We start from the raw sequence: 17658 nt of genomic DNA on the forward strand, positions 1-17658 counted from the left end.
AATGATTTTTTATCCACCAACAATCCGAAAGAAATGTAGGTTATCCAACCAATTTGAAAAATCGTCGGGAGGCTGCTTTATGGATATACGTATTGAAAAAACAAAGCAAAGCATTATCAATGCTTTTATTGAAATCCGGTCACGCAAGGAAGTAGAACGGATCACAGTGAAAGAATTATGTGAAAAAGCCCGGATCAATAAATCCACTTTTTACGCCCATTATAAGGATATCTATGATCTTTCTGATCAACTGGAAACAGAACTGGTGGATTCGATTATGGAGAATTTCAACCATCCTGAAAATCTGCTCCAAAATCCTGCTGATTTTACAAAAGAAATCTTTATGGGATATATGGCTAAAGATACCCTGATCCGTACCCTTTTTTCCGGAAGCCGCAGCAAGTTCCTTGTTCAGAAAATGGAATCTGCCCTGAAAGCCCTTGTTTTCTCTGTCTATCCTGATTATCGCAAGGATCCCCAGCTGAACATTATGTTGTCCTACCTTCTTTATGGGAGTTATTACGCTTTTTATGAAAACCGCAAGTACGGAGACGCCTCTGTGATCAATTCTATTTCCCAGTTCACTGCCAGGCTTTTACCTGCATTTACATAAATAAAGTAAAAAGAACGGAGCTGCCTATTCCCAGACAGTCCCGTTCTTTTCTAATTGCAGACACTTTCCTGCATCACAGATTATTCGTGCTCCTTCAGATACTGTGCACGGCCTTCTTCATAAAGGTTATTGCCTTCGCTGTCAATAATAACTACCAGCGGCATATCCTCTACGTAAAGCTTTCTGAGAGCCTCTGCGCCCAGATCCTCATACGCGATCAGTTCTGCCTTCTTGATACATCTGGCAAGAAGTGCACCTGCACCGCCGATGGCTCCAAAATAAACACCGGAGTATTTCTTCATTGCATCCACAACCTCCGGAAGACGGGCACCTTTTCCGATCATTCCTCTTGCTCCAACAGACATCATAGTGGGTGCATAAGCATCCATACGTCCGCTGGTAGTAGGGCCTGCAGAGCCGATCACTTTTCCTGGTTTTGCAGGAGTAGGTCCCACATAATAAATGGTGGCATCCGTCGGATCAAAGGGAAGCTTTTCTCCCTTTGCCAGTGCTTCGCACATTCTTTTGTGTCCTGCATCCCTGGATGTATAAATGGTTCCTGTAAGCAGTACCTGATCTCCGGCATGAAGTGTTTTGGCCAGTTCCTCAGTAAGAGGCAGTGTAATATGTCTTCTCTCCATTTAGATCACCTCCGTTTTATGACGGGTCACATGGCAGTTGATATTTACTGCACACGGCATTCCGGCAATATGAGTTGGCATTGTCTCAATGTTCAGACCGATCGCTGTGGTTTTTCCACCAAAGCCCTGTGGTCCGATTCCCAGTTTATTCACCTTTTCCAGCATTTCTTTTTCAAGATCAGCATAGAATGGATCCGGGTTTTCAGTATCGATAGGGCGCATCAGTGCTTTTTTTGCAAGAAGAGCACATTTATCAAAGGTACCTCCGATACCTACACCAACCACCATTGGCGGACATGGGTTAGGACCTGCAGTTTCAACTGCTTCCAGGATGAAATCCTTGATTCCCTGAAGTCCGGCTGAAGGCTTGAACATACGGATCATGCTCATGTTCTCACTTCCAAAGCCTTTCGGGCCTACCGTGATCTTAATGTTTTCACCAGGTACGATCTCTGTGTAAAGCATAGCCGGTGTATTGTCTCCTGTGTTTCCTCTGCGGACAGGATCCTTTACAACAGATTTTCTCAGATATCCATTGGTATAGCCTCTGCGCACACCTTCATCTACTGCCTCACGAAGATCTCCGCCTGTGATATGTACATCCTGACCTATTTCCAGGAACACACATGCCATTCCTGTATCCTGGCAGATCGGCACACATTCACTGTCAGCAATCTCATAGTTCTGGATGATATCATCCAAAACACCTTTTGCAATCTCTCCGTCTTCACATGCACGGCAATTTTTGATGGCACACTTTACATCTTCCGGAAGATGCTCATTTGCCTGTATGCAAAGTTTTTCCACTACGTCTGTGATCTGGCTTGCTAAAATCTCACGCATACTACTCACTCTCCTGATTTTTATTTATCGTAACTGTTCAGTACTCACCAAAGATACTGCCTGCTGAATAGTTACTATTTATCAAAACTGTCAACAGTTCCTTCATGTCTTGCATACTTTGGAAGAAGCAGCGGAGAAACGTCCTCAGAATGAAGTCCTGCTTTTTCCAGTTCCTGGGCATAAGCCTGCACATGATCAAGATTCATCTTTCCAAGAGTGATCTCTTTTACCCTTGCAGCTGCAGCCTTTCCTGCGTCACGACCAAATACGATCACATCCAGAAGAGAATTGCCCATCAGACGGTTACGTCCGTGGATTCCTCCAACTGCCTCTCCTGCAACAAGCAGGTTTGGGATCACCTTTGTAAATCCGTCTCCGCCGATCTCCAGACCGCCGTTCTGATAATGAAGAGTAGGATATACAAGGATCGGAAGCTTTCTCATATCAATTCCGTAGTTCATGTACATACGAAGCATTGCAGGGATTCTCTTTTCAATGGTACCTGCACCGCTCATTTCCTCGATCATCGGAGTATCCAGCCATACACCGGTTCCGATTGGGGTTTTTACTCCCTTTCCTCTTTCTGTACACTCACGGATAATGGATGCAGCAGCTACGTCACGGGTTTCCAGCGGATGCATAAATGCTTCACCGTCTGCGTTTACAAGCATAGCACCAATAGAACGTACCTTCTCAGTAACAAGTGCACCAAAGATCTGTGACGGATAAGCAACACCTGTAGGATGATACTGAATGGTATCCTGATACAAAAGCGGTGCTCCGGCACGGTATCCAAGTACAAGTCCGTCAGCAGTTGCTCCATAATGGTTGGATGTTGGGAAGCCCTGATAATGCATACGTCCTGCACCACCTGTAGCAATGATCACAGTCTTTGCACGGGCTACCATATAATCTCCTGTCTCCATATTCAGAAGAACTGCACCAGCAACCTGTCCCTTGTCATCTTTGATCAGCTCTACAGCTGAAGTAAATTCCACAACCGGGATCTGACGGTTGATTACTTCATCGCGAAGGGTACGCATGATCTCTGCTCCTGAATAATCCTTGCATGCATGCATTCTCTTTCTGGATGTTCCGCCACCGTGAGTGGTTACCATATTTCCTTCCGCATCTTTATCGAACATAACACCAAGATCATTCAGCCACTGAATGGCATCCGGTGCTTCCATAACTAGTTTTTTCAGAAGTTCTGGTCTTGCAGCAAAATGTCCTCCGCCGAAAGCATCCAGATAATGCTGTACCGGTGAATCATTTGCTTTGTCAGCTGCCTGGATACCGCCCTCTGCCATCATAGTATTTGCATCACCGATACGCAGCTTTGTAACGATCATAACCTTTGCTCCGGCTTCATGAGCTTCAATTGCTGCAGAAGATCCTGCACCGCCGCCGCCGATCACAAGCACATCTACGTCATAATCTACTTTATCAAGATCTACTTTATCTGTCAGCAGACGACTGTTGGAATGGAGAAGATGTGTCAGCTCTTTTGGCGCTTTCTGGCCTTTATTCGGTCCGATCTTAATCTCAGCAAACGCCTCTTCCCTGTAATCCGGATGAAAAGCCTTCAAAAGAGTGTCCTTCTCTTCAGCTGTCATTCTTCTAGGTTCCATGCCAATTCGTGAAGGTCTTGTTGCCTCCACTTTTTTCACGGATTCCATCATTTCTGGTGTAAACATGGCTCTTCCTCCTTATTTCTCAATCTCTCTGTGGTTGTAAAGTTCTTCCATTTCAGTAATAGGCTTCTGCATGATCTGTTCGATCAGTTCATCATATGCCCCTTCATGGATCTCTTCTACACGTTTCGCCAGATGCTCGCTCTTTGGTGCAATATATTTTCCGGTAAGACGTCTTGCCAGAAGACCAACCATTGGATGAGAAATCTCTGCAGGGCAACGCACAGTACAGCAGCCGCATGCGATACAGTCAAAGGACTCTTCTGCACATTTTTCAAATTCTCCACGCTGTGCATAAGCGATATACTGCATAACATTCAGGTTCTGTGTGCAGGCTTTTGTGCAGGCATTACATCCGATACAGCTGTAGATTTCCGGATAAAGTTCCATCATAATACGCTGTTCCGGACGGATCTCATCCATCTCATAGGTTCTCTTGTCTGTTGGGAAGAATGGAATGCTTGCCACATACATGCCTTCCTGTACCTGTGTCTGACAGGCCAGGCAGGTCTTCAGTTCATTTTTGCCTTTGATCCTGTACATGGTTGCACAGGCGCCGCAGAAGCCATGACGGCAACCGCAGCCTCTTTTTAAGGTATAACCTGCATATTCCATAGCTGTCATAATCGTAAGATCAGCAGGTACTGTGTATTTTTTTCCAAAGAAATATACATTTACCATATTTTCCATGTTGTTTGATCCTTTCTTATAGTAGGTAATCGCAGTGCTAGCACGATTCGCAGCTTTTCACTGCTTTTTTCCATTCGCAGTGCTAAGCTCGATTACGCTTTGCTTCTTTAGTACTCATCAGGTAACTGATCGATCTCATCCAGTCGGAACACCGGTCCGTCCTTGCACACATATTTGGAACCAATATTGCAGCGTCCGCACTTACCGATTCCACATTTCATACGAAGCTCCAGTGTGGTATAAACCTGTGATCTTGAAAAGCCCAGTTCTTCCAATCCCTGAAGAACAAACTTAATCATGATCGGCGGTCCGCACACCAATGCAACTTTATTTGTATCAAATCCGATTTCTTTCAGATAGCTAGGAACAAAGCCTACATGTCCGTCCCAGCCCTCCTGCTCACGGTCAATGGTAAGATATACATTTACATCTTTTGCTTTCATCCATACATTCTGGATCTCTTTCAGCTTAACCAGGTCATCTGCGGATCGGGAACCGTACAGAATATCCACAGTTCCATAATCCTCACGATTGTCCAGCACATAATTGATCACAGAACGAAGAGGCGCCAGACCAATACCTCCGGCGATAAACAGAAGATTCTTTCCTTTCAGCTTATCCTCTACCGGGAAATGATTTCCATAAGGCCCACGCACTGTGATCTCATCTCCAACCTGCAGGCTGTGCAGATAAGATGTCAGTTCTCCGCATCTTTTAATACTGAATTCCTGATATTCTTTATTGGTAGGGGAAGATGTGATGGAAAACATTCCTTCGCTGACTCCAGGTGCACAAAGCATTGCACACTGTCCGGGCATATGTTCAAAAAGCTTTCCTCCATCCGGTGCATTCACACAAAAGGTTTTCACATCCGGAGTTTCCTCGTTAATACTGGTGATAACTCCTACCTTTGGGATCAGAGTATCCAGTTTGTAGTTTTTATGGCAGGTACATTCACTCATGCTTTTTCTCCTCCCTGCTTTTCAAAGGCTTTGATCACCTTTACAATATTTAATGCTTCCGGACATTTCTCCACACAACGTCCGCATCCTACACAGGAATACATGCCATCGTTGTTTGCCGGGAAATAAACCAGCTTATGCATAAATCTCTGGCGGAATCTCTGCAGCTGTGTTGTACGGTTATTACCACCTGCCATCAGCGTAAAATCAGAATACATGCAGGAATCCCAGCAGCGATAACGCTTTACGCCATGGCCTGTATCATAGTCTTTAATGTCATAGCACTGGCAGGTAGGACATACAAAGGTGCAGGTACCACATGCCAGACATGGTTTATACAGTTCATTCCATACAGGAGAGTTGAATTTTTCTTCTGTAGCATTTCCATCCCACCCCTCCAGGGAAAGGTGTGTATAGGGAAGTTTTTCAATAATGGTACGGATTGCTTCTTTTTCCTTAGAAACTGCCTCCTCATCTGCTGCATCAGCATCCTGAAGAAGCTCCTTCACGCTTTCTGTAAGAGCATTTCCTTTTTCTGTAACAGCTTTCCAGAAAAGTTCTTCACCAATCATCCAGACAGCTACATCTGCCACCGGATCTGCTGCATCTGTACCGAAAACCTTGCAGAAACAGGACTCTTCCGGCTCATGGCAGGCCATGGCAACAATAGTCCCATGCTCACGCCTTGCTGCATAAAAAGTGTCTACCGGATCAGACAGAAATACTTTATCCAGAACCTCCACACCTTTTACATCACAGGCTTTCATTCCAAATACTACAAACGGATGCTCTCTTAATGCTTCCGGCTCTACAGACAGCTTCTTGCCATCACGTACACATGTATATAAAGTTTCGCTTTGTGGGAAAAAAGCATCTTTTCCTGATTTTACAGTTTTCAGGGTTGTAAGATCCACATCTGCATCTTCAGTCCACAGTGCAAAATTTGTTTGCTCTGCTTTTTTTACAGGAAGGATCAGATCCTGTTTTTCAGAAATCATCTGGAATAATGCCTTCAGATTTTCTTTTTTTATCTTATACATACATTATCCCCTTTCTGCCACAATGCCAGGCTCCACATCCTCAAATGTAAAGCTGGTAAGCGGACCTTTTGATTCAGCATCTGCACCTGCCTGATATTCTCCATAGAACTGATCGATGTCTTTGATGAATTTACGGTTGAAAAGATGAAGAGGAATTCCCTGTGGGCAGACACGGCTGCACTCTCCACAGTCTGTGCATCTTCCTGCTACATGGAATGCACGGATGATGTGGAACATCTTTTCTTCAAAATCATCCACATTTGCTTTCTGGGCACTGTCAAATTTGGTACTGTCAAATACGCATCTGCGGCAGCTGCATGCAGGACAAGCATTGCGGCAGGCATTGCAGCGGATACATTTGCTCAGTTCTTTCTGGAAGAATTCAAATCTTTCCTTTGGAGACATTGCTTCGATCCGTTCCACTTCTGCAAAGCGGTCAGCATCTTTTGTATCCTTGGACTCACCGATGATCTCATCATAGATCATATGCTCTTTGCCCTTACATACATGGCATCTTTCCAGCATTGCATCTTTATAGGAAACAGTTTTGCTGCCATAAATTGTTTCAATTTCAAGGTTCTCGCAATCATCAGTAAGCTTTGCTCCGGTGATTTTCTGGATTCCCTTGATTCCCATTTTGCGAAGCTTTTCCACATCCAGCTTACCTTTACAGCCTACACCGATAATATAGGCTTTTTCACGGTCTACCCTGTGCTCTTTAATCAGCTGGTTAAAGCTGTATGTGTCACACGGCTTCAGACAGACAAGGGTTTTTCCTTCCAGCTTGGAAGCTTCGATCATCATCTTGCTTAAATTTGCTCCGCAAAAGCCATCGTAAACGAATTCATCCAGGCTTTCCGGTGTTTCAAAATATGCTGCTTCAGGATTGTAAGGCAGGTCTCCGGCTCTCCAGCCAAGAACACGGGCTACCGTATTATCTGCCAGCAGCTCTTTTGCACGGCTAATCAGTTCCTGCATCTTATATCCTCCAATCTTACATTCTTGCCAAGAGAATGGATCTTCTCCACAAACTCATTCATGGTCTGGGAGAACTTAACACCTTCTGCTGCAGATACCCATTCCACACGGGTACGTCCATTTTCCACACCAATAAAATCAAGCATGGAGAACAAAAGTGTCATTCTTCTTCTTGCATAATAGTTTCCGGTTGTATAATGGCAGTCTCCCGGATGACATCCACAAAGGATCACTCCGTCTGCCCCTTTTTCAAAAGCGCGGAGGATAAACATAGGATTCACACGGCAGGAACATGGAACACGGATGATCTTTACATCTGCCGGATAAACCAGACGGCTGCTTCCTGCCAGGTCTGCACCTGCATAACTGCACCAATTGCAGCAGAACGCTACGATTTTAGGCCTGAATTCTTCTTTTGCTTCTATCGACATATTGCATCTACCTCCGCTATGATCTGTCTGTTGGAGAATCCCTGAAGATCCATCGCTCCGGATGGACAGGTAACTGTACATGCACCACAGCCCTGACAAAGTGCATTGTTCACAACTGCCACACGCCTCGTCTCACGTACTCCATGGTCATTCACCTGTACATCCTCATAGGAAATCGCTCCATATGGGCATACATTCATACACTGGGAACATCCGTTACATGCAAGAGGATCTGCCTTTGCTGTACATGGGTTTGTAGTCAGCTTGTCTTTTGCCAGCAATCCGATTGCTTTTACTGCTGCTGCTCCAGCCTGTGCAACGGTTTCCGGAATATCCTTTGGTCCCTGGCACACTCCGGACAGGAAGATACCTGCGGTTGGTGATTCTACAGGACGAAGCTTTGCATGGGCTTCAGTAAGGAAATTGTTGGTATCAATACTTGCAGTAAGCATGGTTGCGATTTTACGTACATCTTTATTTGGCTCAATGGCAGCTGCAAGCACAACCATATCTGCCTCCATCAGGATCTGTTTGTTATCCAGAAGGTCTGATGCCTGTACCATTAAAGTTCCGTCCGGCTGAGGAATGACCTTTCCAACCTGGCCTTTAATATAATTTACTCCATACTCTTCTACAGCTCTTCTGTAGAACTCATCAAAGTTCTTTCCAGGAGTACGTACATCAATATAAAATACGGTCACATTCGTATCCGGGTATTTATCTCTGATCAGCATTGCATGCTTTGCTGTATACATACAGCAGATCTTGGAGCAGTAGCTTTTTCCTCTGTTATCAGAGCAGCGGCTTCCCACACACTGTACAAACACAATATTCTTCGGTGCTTTTCCATCGGAAAGGCGCTCCAGATGACCCTTTGTAGGTCCTGCTGCATTCATCAGACGCTCCAGCTCCAGGGAAGTGATCACATCCTTGCTCTGGCTGTAAGCATATTCATCATATTGATCAAGCTTAATCACATCAAAGCCGGTTGCCACAACAATGGCTCCGTATTTCTTTGTTACGATCTCGTCCTGCTGTTCATAATCAATGGCTCCTGCTGCACAGTTCTTGGCGCAGGCACCGCATTTGCCGGTTTTGAACTTAATACAGTTCTCACGATCGATCACAGGTACATTTGGAATGGCCTGTGCAAAAGGAATATAAATGGCACTACGGTTGTTCAGTCCACGGTTAAATTCGTTAGGAATCTTCTTGGATGGACATTTCTGGGAACATACACCACAGCCTGTACATTTGCTCATGTCTACGCTTCTGGCTTTTTTACGGATATCTACTGTAAAATCTCCTACAAAGCCGCTTACCTTCTCAACTTCGCTGTATGTATAGATATTGATCTTCTCATGAGCTGCAGCTTCTACCATCTTAGGGGTAAGGATACATGCGGAGCAGTCCAGGGTTGGGAATGTTTTGTCCAGCTGGGACATTCTTCCACCAATGCTTGGAAGCTTTTCCACAATATCCACTTCATATCCTGCATCTGCAATATCAAGTGCAGACTGGATACCGGCAATACCACCGCCGATCACCAGGGCTCTTTTTGTAACCTGACTCTCTCCTGGCTGAAGAGGCGCATCCAGATTTACCTTTGCAATGGCTGCTCTTGCAAGAATCACAGCTTTCTTGGTTGCTTCCTCCATATCTTTGTGGATCCAGGAGCAGTGCTCACGGATATTTGCGATCTCTACCATGTATGGATTCAGACCTGCCTTTTCCGCTGCTTTGCGGAAAGTAGCCTCATGCATACGTGGGGAACAGGAACATACTACAACTCCTGTCAGATGTTTCTCTTTAATTGCATTAATGATCTTGGACTGTCCTGCTTCAGAGCACATATACTGATAATCCTCTGCATGGACTACTCCTGGCTCCATTTTTGCCATTTCAACTACTTTTTTTACATCTACTGTGGCTGCGATATTGGTACCACAGTGACATACAAATACACCTATTCTCTGCACCAGTCTCTCACCTCCTGTATCTTCTGAATGCACTGACTAACAGCTGCTGAGGCGTTTCATCATCAAGAAGCTCCGGGATCTCATCTGCTTTCAGATAATTCTGTCCCTTCTCCCTGATCACGATCTGTCTTGCAGCATCGATCAGTTTTCCTGGTTTTACATCTCTTGGGCAACGCTCCACACATGCAAAACAGGAAAGACATTTCCACAGGGATTTTGACTGGGCAAGTGCCTCGATATCCCCATTCTGTACATAAGATACAAACTGATGTGGTTTGATATCCATCTCATTAAATGCCGGACAGGTTGCAGAGCATTTACCGCATTTCATACATTTCAGAGGATTTACTCCTGAGATCTCTTTGATCCGTTCTGCAGCATTTGCAGTATTTCCATATGTATAAGCACTCATTACTCTGCCACCTCCTCTTTCACGCCCAGTGCTTCAGCAAGAAGCTCTGTGAAATAGTATACAGGAAGTTTTCCGTTTCCGTTCTTTTTCAGGTTATACATGCAAAGCGGACAGGCTGTGATCAGCATCTCTGCCCCAAAACCTTCTGCACTGTCCATGATCTTTTTGCACATATTCTGTGCCATGTCCTTTTCTTTCAGGGAAATATATCCACCGCAGCATTCATTACGGAAAGGATAGATCACCGGCTCACCACCGATAGCACGGATAAAATCTTCTATAATGGAAGGATTTTCCGGATTATCAAATCCCAGTATTTTCCCGGGTCTTAACAAAAGGCACCCATAATAAGCACCTATTTTTCTGCCCTTTAACGGATTTACAACCTTTTCTTTGATCTTATCAAAGCCTACCCTGTCTCTTAATACTTCCAGGTAATGGAGAACGGTTGTTTCTCCTGCATAGGGTGTTTCAAATTTCAGGTAATTGTTGGCTCTGGTGCGGATATCCTCCACATTTTGCATGTCGTCATTGACTCTTTTGATCACATGATGACAGGCGGAACAGACTGTTACCAGATCCTGGCCTTTTTCCCTGGCCTGCTCCAATGCACGGACAGAAGAAAGCTTTGTGGCAATTTCATCGCTTCCCAGCGGATAAACACCGCCGCAGCACTGCCAGTCTTCGATTTCTTCCAGTTCAAATCCAAGCGCCTTGGCAGAAGCCCTGGCATAGGTATCCAGGTCTTTTGCTTTGTTTTTCAGGGTACATCCCGGATAATAACTGTACTTCATAATCCTGCTATCCTTTCTTTGTTTCTTAGCATTTTCTATCGTTTTTTCAGCAAATCTATTTATATATACAGCAACCTTTTTATCTTGTTTTCCGGCTGCTGGTATATTCAGAAATTAATAGGAATCAACACGTTATTTTGTATTTTAAAATCAAATCAAGACTATTTGGGACATAATAGGGGAGCCGCAAGCGGCTCCCAATATATACGTAATTTTACAGATTGATCTGTGCAATAACTTTTTTCAGGGCGTCAGCACTCTTTCTCAACTGTTCAATTTCATTCTTATTCATACGCATTGGTACTTTTCCCTGGATACCATTAGGTCCTACCAAGGTAAGTGTGCTTAAGCATACGTCTTCAATACCATACTCTCCATGCATCATGGAAGAAACAGTGGTAATTGTATCAGATGCTGCAAGTACCAGATTGACCAGCTTGCATACAGTTACAGATACAGCATAGAAAGTAGCCCCTTTCTTTGCAATGATCTGGCCGCCGGACTTCTGGACATAATTCAGCATTGCCTCTTTATCAATTGGCTGGATCTCTTTTCCAAGTGCTTTCATATTCTCATAATATTCATCCACACTTACACCTGAGATATAAGCACCTGTCCACGGAATAAAGGAAGTATCCCCATGCTCACCGAATACATACGCATGGATATTTGCCTGTGCTACCTTGAAATGCTCAGAAATACCGCAGCGAAGACGTGCTGTATCCAGCAGTGTACCGGAACCGATTACCTGTTTCTCCGGAATACCGGAGATCTTGGTAAATACATAAGTCATAATATCTACCGGATTGCTTACGATAATGTAAATAGCATTTGGAGCTTCCTTTGCGATCTTTGGAGCAATGTCTTTCATAATATTTACATTCGTCTGTGTAAGCTCGATCCTGGTCTGTCCCGGCTTTCTGGCAATCCCGGATGTAATAATTACAATGTCAGAGTCCCTAGCATCTTCATATTCTCCTGCGATCATGGAAATCGGACTTCTAAAACAGGTACCCTGAAGGATATCCATCACTTCACCTTCTACCTTTTCCTTGTTAATATCAATCATAACGATTTCAGACGCAATCGCCTCACTTGCCAAAGTATAAGCGATGGTAGAACCTACGCTACCTGCACCAATAATAGTAATTTTGCTACTCATAACCTGTTCCTTCCTTCTTCCTCTCGTCTTTTTTTTAACAATTATCTGAATAAAAAAACAGAACCACAACTTTCATCTTCTGCTCTACCAATATTTTCATTCAAATACAGGCATATTCCCTCTTCTCCGCATAAATAGAATTTAGTTCAGTTCCGCATTACTAAGATACCATAATGATAATATTTTAACAAGTTTTTTTTTTGTATTTCAAGAATATCGGCATGTTGCACATTTTTTATCGTTAATTTTTAAGCATATTGTATTAAATTAAGAAATTAAAAATTCAAGATCATTTTTTCCAACATGTGTCCATTTCTATATATTTTTAAACAGGTAGGGTGCTTTTACGCTTTAAATTTTTACAAAAAAAGAACCATTGTGATAAAAAATTATCACACAGTTACCCAACACATTCTCTGTTACATGCTGCTGAACAACTGCCAGATCACAATGGTTCTTATCCTATTATTTCACAGGCTCTGCATACCGCTTCACGATCCCTTTCAGGATCTCCACCACCAGATCCATGCCCTCTACCGTAATATGCTCACAGGGACCATGAGCTGCATAGCCGCCGGTGCCAAGATTGGGGCAGGGAAGACCCATGTAAGACAGCCTTGCCCCGTCTGTGCCGCCACGGATGGGTACTGTTACAGGTGACAGACCTGCTTCCTGGGCTGCCAGCTTTGCATTCTCGATCAGATGCATACATGGCTCAATTTTTTCTTTCATGTTCCGGTACTGCTCCTTAATGGTCAATGTGACTGTACCGGCACCGTATTTTTCATTAAGAAGCTTTGCAATATGCTTCATGGTAGAAATCCTTGCTTCAAACAGATGGCTGTCATGGTCACGAATAATGTAAACCATACTTGCCTGTGCAATATCCCCGTTCAGGTCGCAAAGATGGTAAAAGCCTTCATACTCTTCTGTATACCTTGGTGTCTCCCCTGAAGGAAGCATATTATGAAATTCTACCGCTACCTGCACTGCATTCACCAGGGTATTTTTGCTGCTTCCAGGATGCACTGGAAAGCCCTCGATCTGTACATCTGCACCTGCAGCATTGAAGTTCTCGTATTCCAGTTCGTTTTCCACACCGCCATCTACGGTATAGGCAAAATCAGCGCCGAAATTCTCTATATCAAAACAATCTGCACCTCTGCCGATCTCTTCATCCGGAGTAAAACCAATGCAGATCTTTCCATGGGGGATATCCTCTTTCAGAAGGATCTCTGCCAGAGTCATGATCTCTGCGATCCCTGCCTTGTCATCTCCGCCAAGGAGAGTGGTACCATCTGTGGTGATCAGTGTTCTGCCTTTCAGTGAGGAAAGGTGCGGAAAATCAGCCGGATCCAGGAAAAGTCCGCTATTTCCCAGTGCTACCCTGCTGCCATCATAATTTTCGATGATCTGAGGATTCACACCTTCTCCGGAAAAATCCGGTGCTGTATCCATATGGGCAATAAACCCGATCCCTGGTGCATCCTCATAACCCTTTGTAGCAGGGATTTCACCATACACATAGCATTTGTCATCTATACGCACATTGCTGATCCCAAGCGCTTTCATTTCTTGTGCCAGCTCATTTCCCAGATCAAACTGTCTCTGAGTGGAAGGTATTGTCTCACTGTTATCATCACTTGTGGTATACACCCTGATATACTTCAAAAAACGCTCATACGCTCTCATAATTTCTCTTCTCCCTGTTTTGTTTTATTAGCCTCTGCAGCATCATGCACTTCCTGTTTTGCTTCGCTGTCTGACTGTATCCCTTCTGATGTCTGCACAGCATCTGCCTGAGGCTCCTTTTCGCCTTCCGGCTGGATCTCTTCTGATGTATCCTGTGTGTAATCTGCCTGCATCATAGCACGTTCACGCAGGCTTTTCTTTGGTGCTGCCGGCTGGGCTGCTGCCTGTCTTCTGGCCTGCTGTCTTTTCTTCATATCCACTGCGTAGACACGCTTAGGATCTTCCTTAGAAAGCTTCCGAAAGCCCCATGCTCCCCATAAAATAAACAGTGGGATCCCAATTGCTGTAAAAAGCATTCCCAGACTCATCAGCTTGGAGAAACAAAGAAAGACTTCCATCAAGGCCTCCACAACCAAAAGCACAAGAGCAATCCGGAGCATCGTAGTCGCCTTGTCTACCCGGTTACTGTACCGTACACTGCTGATCCCGGCAAAAACCTCCACAACTGCCATGATCACAAACAATATACCAACCAGCCTGAGAAACGGAACCTGCATGTTTGTCTTTGCAAGAAGCTCCACATATTCCTTGGTTCCTGCGGCTGCCTTAGAGGCGATCACCAGAAAATTGATCCCGTACAGCAAAGTCGATGTAATGGCTGTAAACAAGAGGAATCCACCGCCGAATAACAGGCACATCCTGCCGGTTGCAGCTTTTCGCACAGCCTTCTGCTGATCTAATACGTCCATATTCATTACCATCCTTTCTAGAGTTAAAGAAAGTATACCATGCCTCTTAATCCGGGTCAATGCGAAGCAAAAAAACAGGGACAGCCCTGCCACATTTCTGTGATAGAACTGCCCCTGTCAAAGGCTTACAAAGCAGATTTCCTACAAGAAAATTTACTCTGCTGTTTTTGATGTATAACCGAAGAAGAAGTATCCAAGTGGTGTGTAGTACATACCCTGAATGTTCTCTTTCAGCATGTATGGCTGTGTATAGAAATAAATCGGAGCAAGTACGCTGTCCTGACCGATCAGGATATCCTCAGCCTCATGGAATGCTTTCATACGATCTTCCTGTACGGAAGTAGCTTTTGCTTCATCAATCTTTGCATCGTAATCCGGGTTGGAGTACTGAGCATCGTTGTTTCCGCCGTCAGTGTACCACATATCCAGGAAGGAGCAAGGATCATTGTAGTCTGCAATCCAGCCGTTACGAGCGATCTGGAAGTTACCCTGTTTTCTGTTCTCCAGGAATACGTTCCAGTCCTGATTGTTCAGTTTAACAGTAACGCCCAGCTGCTCCTGCCACATGTTCTGAAGAGCCTCACCAATCTTCTTGTGGTTGTCAGATGTGTTGTACAGATACTCAACAGTGGGGAAGCCTTCGCCGTTCGGATAACCAGCGTCTGCAAGAAGCTGACGAGCCTCTTCACAGTTCTTCTCGTAATCCTCATCAGAAATGCTGTAGTAAGAACCACCTACAGTACGGAAATCATCATTTCCAGGGCCAGCTGCATCATTTACACCGGATGGAACATATCCGTCAGCCGGAACCTCACCAGCCTGTGAAACATTCTCTACGATATAGTTACGGTCGATTACAAGAGAGAAAGCCTTACGGATGTTAGGATCTGAGAATGTCTCGTCCTCTGTGTTGAAGCATACATAATATGTTCCAAGATAGTCAGCGATATTAAGCTGTCCATCAGCAAGGTATGTTGGGATCTCATCTACCGGCAGATTCTCGATGAAATCAAGCTCACCATTGTTGTAGCCTTTCAGCATAGCATTGTTGTCATCAAGAAGTGCAAATTTGATGGTATCCGGTCCAAGCTTTTCATAATCATAGTAGTTCTCGTTTTTCTCCATCAGGATGTAAGCATTGTGTGACCACTCTTTCATCTTGTATGGTCCATTGCTGATATAAGAATCTACATCATATGTCCAGTCATCATTTCCCTCAACTTTATCCTGGCGAACAGGGAATGTTGCCGGGAATGCCATGATCTCCTCGAAATACGGGCAGTCATAGGTAAGATCGATCTGAAGTGTTTTGTCATCAATTGCTTTGATACCAAGTGTGTCAGGCTCTGCACTGCCATCAGCAACTGTATCATAGCCCTGTACCATATCGATCATGTAGCAGTAATCTGCTGCTGTCTCAGGATTTGCAAGACGCTGCCAGGAATATACAAAGTCACCTGCTGTTACGTCCTGTCCGTCTGACCATTTAATACCGTCACGAAGTGTCAGTGTATAAGTTACTGCACCATCATCGTTTGCTGTCTTCTCCCAGGATTCTGCCTGTCCAGGTGCAGTTACTGCATTTCCGTCGCCGTCATCCACCCATTTGACCAGACCTTCAAACATGTGATTACACATGATCGCACCATCTACTGCACTGTTTAATGCAGGGTCGATGGACATAGGCTCAGAAGCGATGCAAAGAGACAGATTATATCCGTCCTCAGATGCAGCAGCATCCTCAGCCATTACCGGTGTGGTAGCGGCCATGCCTACAACCATAGCTGCTGACAGGGCCAGAGACATAAATTTTCTTGCCTTTCTCATTACTTTTCCTCCTTTTTTCTTTTTTGTGCTGCATGAGAAACAACACATTTATTAAAGAGGGATCTCTCCCTACAATAACCTATTTGCAGGATTGCAAGAGCACAGCAACATAGCAATCCATGGTATTCATCCCCTATACCTTATTTGTCCAGCATATGGCATGCAGCCCAGTGCCCCGGCTCATGCTCCCGAAATACAGGGGCTTCCACCTTACACTTTTCCGTAGCATATGGACATCTGGTATGGAAACGGCATCCGCTTGGTGGATTCATTGGACTTGGCACGTCTCCCTCAAGAATGATCCTTTTCTTGGTACGGCTAAGCTTTGGATCCGGCACCGGCACTGCTGATAACAATGTCTGTGTGTATGGATGGATGGGATGACGGTTCAGTTCATAGCTTTCACCCAGCTCTACCAGAGAGCCCAGGTACATAACACCGATCCTGTTGGAAATATGACGTACAACAGAAAGGTCATGGGCAATGAACAGATAAGTAAGTCCCATCTGCTGCTGCATGTCCTCCAGCATATTTACGATCTGAGACTGAATAGAAACATCCAGTGCGGAGATCGGCTCATCACATACGATAAACTCCGGCTTAACGGCCAGTGCACGGGCAATTCCCACACGCTGCTGCTGTCCGCCTGAAAACTCATGAGGATAACGGTTTGCATGCTCTGTATTTAATCCAACCTGTGCAAGCAGTTCCTTGATCATGTCTGCACGGTCTTTCTTATTTGCTGCAAGCTTATGGATATCGATTGCTTCCCCGATGATCTCTCCTACTGTCATACGGGGATCAAGAGATGCGGATGGATCCTGAAAAATGATCTGCATCTTTCTGCGGTAAGGCAGCATATTCACAGATTTGGCTTTGCCAAGAGGCTGTCCGTCCGGCCCAAGAGGATTATCATAAATCGCCTGTCCGTCATAAATGATCTTTCCGCCTGTAGGCTCATACAGTCTGAGAATGGTTCTTCCAAGAGTAGTTTTCCCACATCCGGACTCTCCTACCAGACCCAGTGTTTCTCCTTTTTTGATGAAAAGGGAAACGTCCTGTACAGCCTGCACCCCAGGACCTTTCACTCCCTTGATAGGAAAATATTTACGTAAATTTTGTATTTCAAGGAGTTTCTTATCTTCTGCCAT

General features: G+C 44.7%; 17 protein-coding genes. 1 reads left to right on the forward strand and 16 read right to left on the reverse strand.

Annotated elements, in window-relative coordinates; translation table 11 throughout:
* Positions 1-79 precede the first annotated feature (79 nt).
* The gene (locus tag AB5916_RS10220) at positions 80-613 is read left to right on the forward strand and encodes a TetR/AcrR family transcriptional regulator (RefSeq protein WP_158421781.1); all 534 of its coding nucleotides are present in this window, start codon (positions 80-82) and stop codon (positions 611-613) included.
* 80 nt (positions 614-693) lie between these two features.
* Here the strand turns inward: AB5916_RS10220 and AB5916_RS10225 are convergent, their stop codons facing one another.
* The 16 genes from AB5916_RS10225 to AB5916_RS10300 form a co-directional block, all read right to left on the reverse strand.
* Positions 694-1254 (reverse strand): Fe-S-containing hydro-lyase, encoded by a 561-nt coding sequence (locus AB5916_RS10225; protein ID WP_173728261.1) that lies wholly within the window; start codon positions 1252-1254, stop codon positions 694-696.
* Positions 1255-2097, reverse strand: a complete 843-nt coding sequence (locus AB5916_RS10230) for a fumarate hydratase (protein WP_158421783.1) — start codon at positions 2095-2097, stop codon at positions 1255-1257.
* Positions 2098-2171: 74 nt separating this feature from the next.
* A complete protein-coding gene (locus AB5916_RS10235) occupies positions 2172-3794 on the reverse strand; it encodes an FAD-dependent oxidoreductase (RefSeq protein WP_368190672.1) in 1623 nt (540 codons plus the stop codon).
* 12 nt (positions 3795-3806) lie between these two features.
* Entirely contained in the window at positions 3807-4481 is a 675-nt protein-coding gene (locus AB5916_RS10240; RefSeq protein ID WP_368190674.1) for a 2Fe-2S iron-sulfur cluster-binding protein, read from the reverse strand.
* 107 nt (positions 4482-4588) lie between these two features.
* Positions 4589-5443: an FAD/NAD(P)-binding protein gene (locus tag AB5916_RS10245; RefSeq protein WP_158421786.1), complete on the reverse strand. Its 855-nt coding sequence runs from the start codon at positions 5441-5443 to the stop codon at positions 4589-4591.
* Positions 5440-6483: a 4Fe-4S dicluster domain-containing protein gene (locus tag AB5916_RS10250; RefSeq protein WP_158421787.1), complete on the reverse strand. Its 1044-nt coding sequence runs from the start codon at positions 6481-6483 to the stop codon at positions 5440-5442. The genes AB5916_RS10245 and AB5916_RS10250 overlap by 4 nt, the downstream gene beginning before the upstream one ends.
* Before the next feature lie 3 nt (positions 6484-6486).
* Positions 6487-7461: a 4Fe-4S dicluster domain-containing protein gene (locus AB5916_RS10255; protein WP_158421788.1), complete on the reverse strand. Its 975-nt coding sequence runs from the start codon at positions 7459-7461 to the stop codon at positions 6487-6489.
* Complete coding sequence (locus tag AB5916_RS10260) at positions 7449-7892, reverse strand: hydrogenase iron-sulfur subunit (RefSeq protein WP_158421789.1); 444 nt, start codon at positions 7890-7892, stop codon at positions 7449-7451. The genes AB5916_RS10255 and AB5916_RS10260 overlap by 13 nt, the downstream gene beginning before the upstream one ends.
* Complete coding sequence (locus AB5916_RS10265; protein WP_158421790.1) at positions 7883-9871, reverse strand: CoB--CoM heterodisulfide reductase iron-sulfur subunit A family protein; 1989 nt, start codon at positions 9869-9871, stop codon at positions 7883-7885. Before AB5916_RS10265 ends, AB5916_RS10260 begins: the two co-directional genes overlap by 10 nt.
* A 7-nt stretch (positions 9872-9878) precedes the next feature.
* Positions 9879-10283, reverse strand: coding sequence for a 4Fe-4S dicluster domain-containing protein (locus AB5916_RS10270; RefSeq protein ID WP_158421791.1), 405 nt, complete (start codon positions 10281-10283; stop codon positions 9879-9881).
* Entirely contained in the window at positions 10283-11077 is a 795-nt protein-coding gene (locus tag AB5916_RS10275; RefSeq protein ID WP_158421792.1) for a CoB--CoM heterodisulfide reductase iron-sulfur subunit B family protein, read from the reverse strand. Before AB5916_RS10275 ends, AB5916_RS10270 begins: the two co-directional genes overlap by 1 nt.
* A gap of 214 nt (positions 11078-11291) precedes the next feature.
* Complete coding sequence (locus AB5916_RS10280; RefSeq protein WP_368190676.1) at positions 11292-12239, reverse strand: L-lactate dehydrogenase; 948 nt, start codon at positions 12237-12239, stop codon at positions 11292-11294.
* Between the two features lie 465 nt (positions 12240-12704).
* Positions 12705-13931 carry a peptidase T gene (gene pepT, locus AB5916_RS10285; RefSeq protein WP_368190678.1) on the reverse strand — a complete coding sequence of 409 codons (1227 nt, stop codon included), beginning with the start codon at positions 13929-13931 and terminating at the stop codon, positions 12705-12707.
* Entirely contained in the window at positions 13928-14680 is a 753-nt protein-coding gene (locus AB5916_RS10290) for a hypothetical protein (protein WP_368190679.1), read from the reverse strand. The genes pepT and AB5916_RS10290 overlap by 4 nt, the downstream gene beginning before the upstream one ends.
* 153 nt (positions 14681-14833) lie before the next feature.
* A complete protein-coding gene (locus tag AB5916_RS10295) occupies positions 14834-16507 on the reverse strand; it encodes a peptide ABC transporter substrate-binding protein (RefSeq protein WP_368190680.1) in 1674 nt (557 codons plus the stop codon).
* 140 nt (positions 16508-16647) lie between these two features.
* Positions 16648-17658: an ABC transporter ATP-binding protein gene (locus tag AB5916_RS10300; protein WP_173728267.1), complete on the reverse strand. Its 1011-nt coding sequence runs from the start codon at positions 17656-17658 to the stop codon at positions 16648-16650.

Origin of the sequence: Blautia sp. 1033sp1_1033st1_G9_1033SCRN_220408 (assembly GCF_040929965.1) — a bacterium.
Taxonomy (GTDB): domain Bacteria; phylum Bacillota; class Clostridia; order Lachnospirales; family Lachnospiraceae; genus Blautia_A; species Blautia_A ammoniilytica.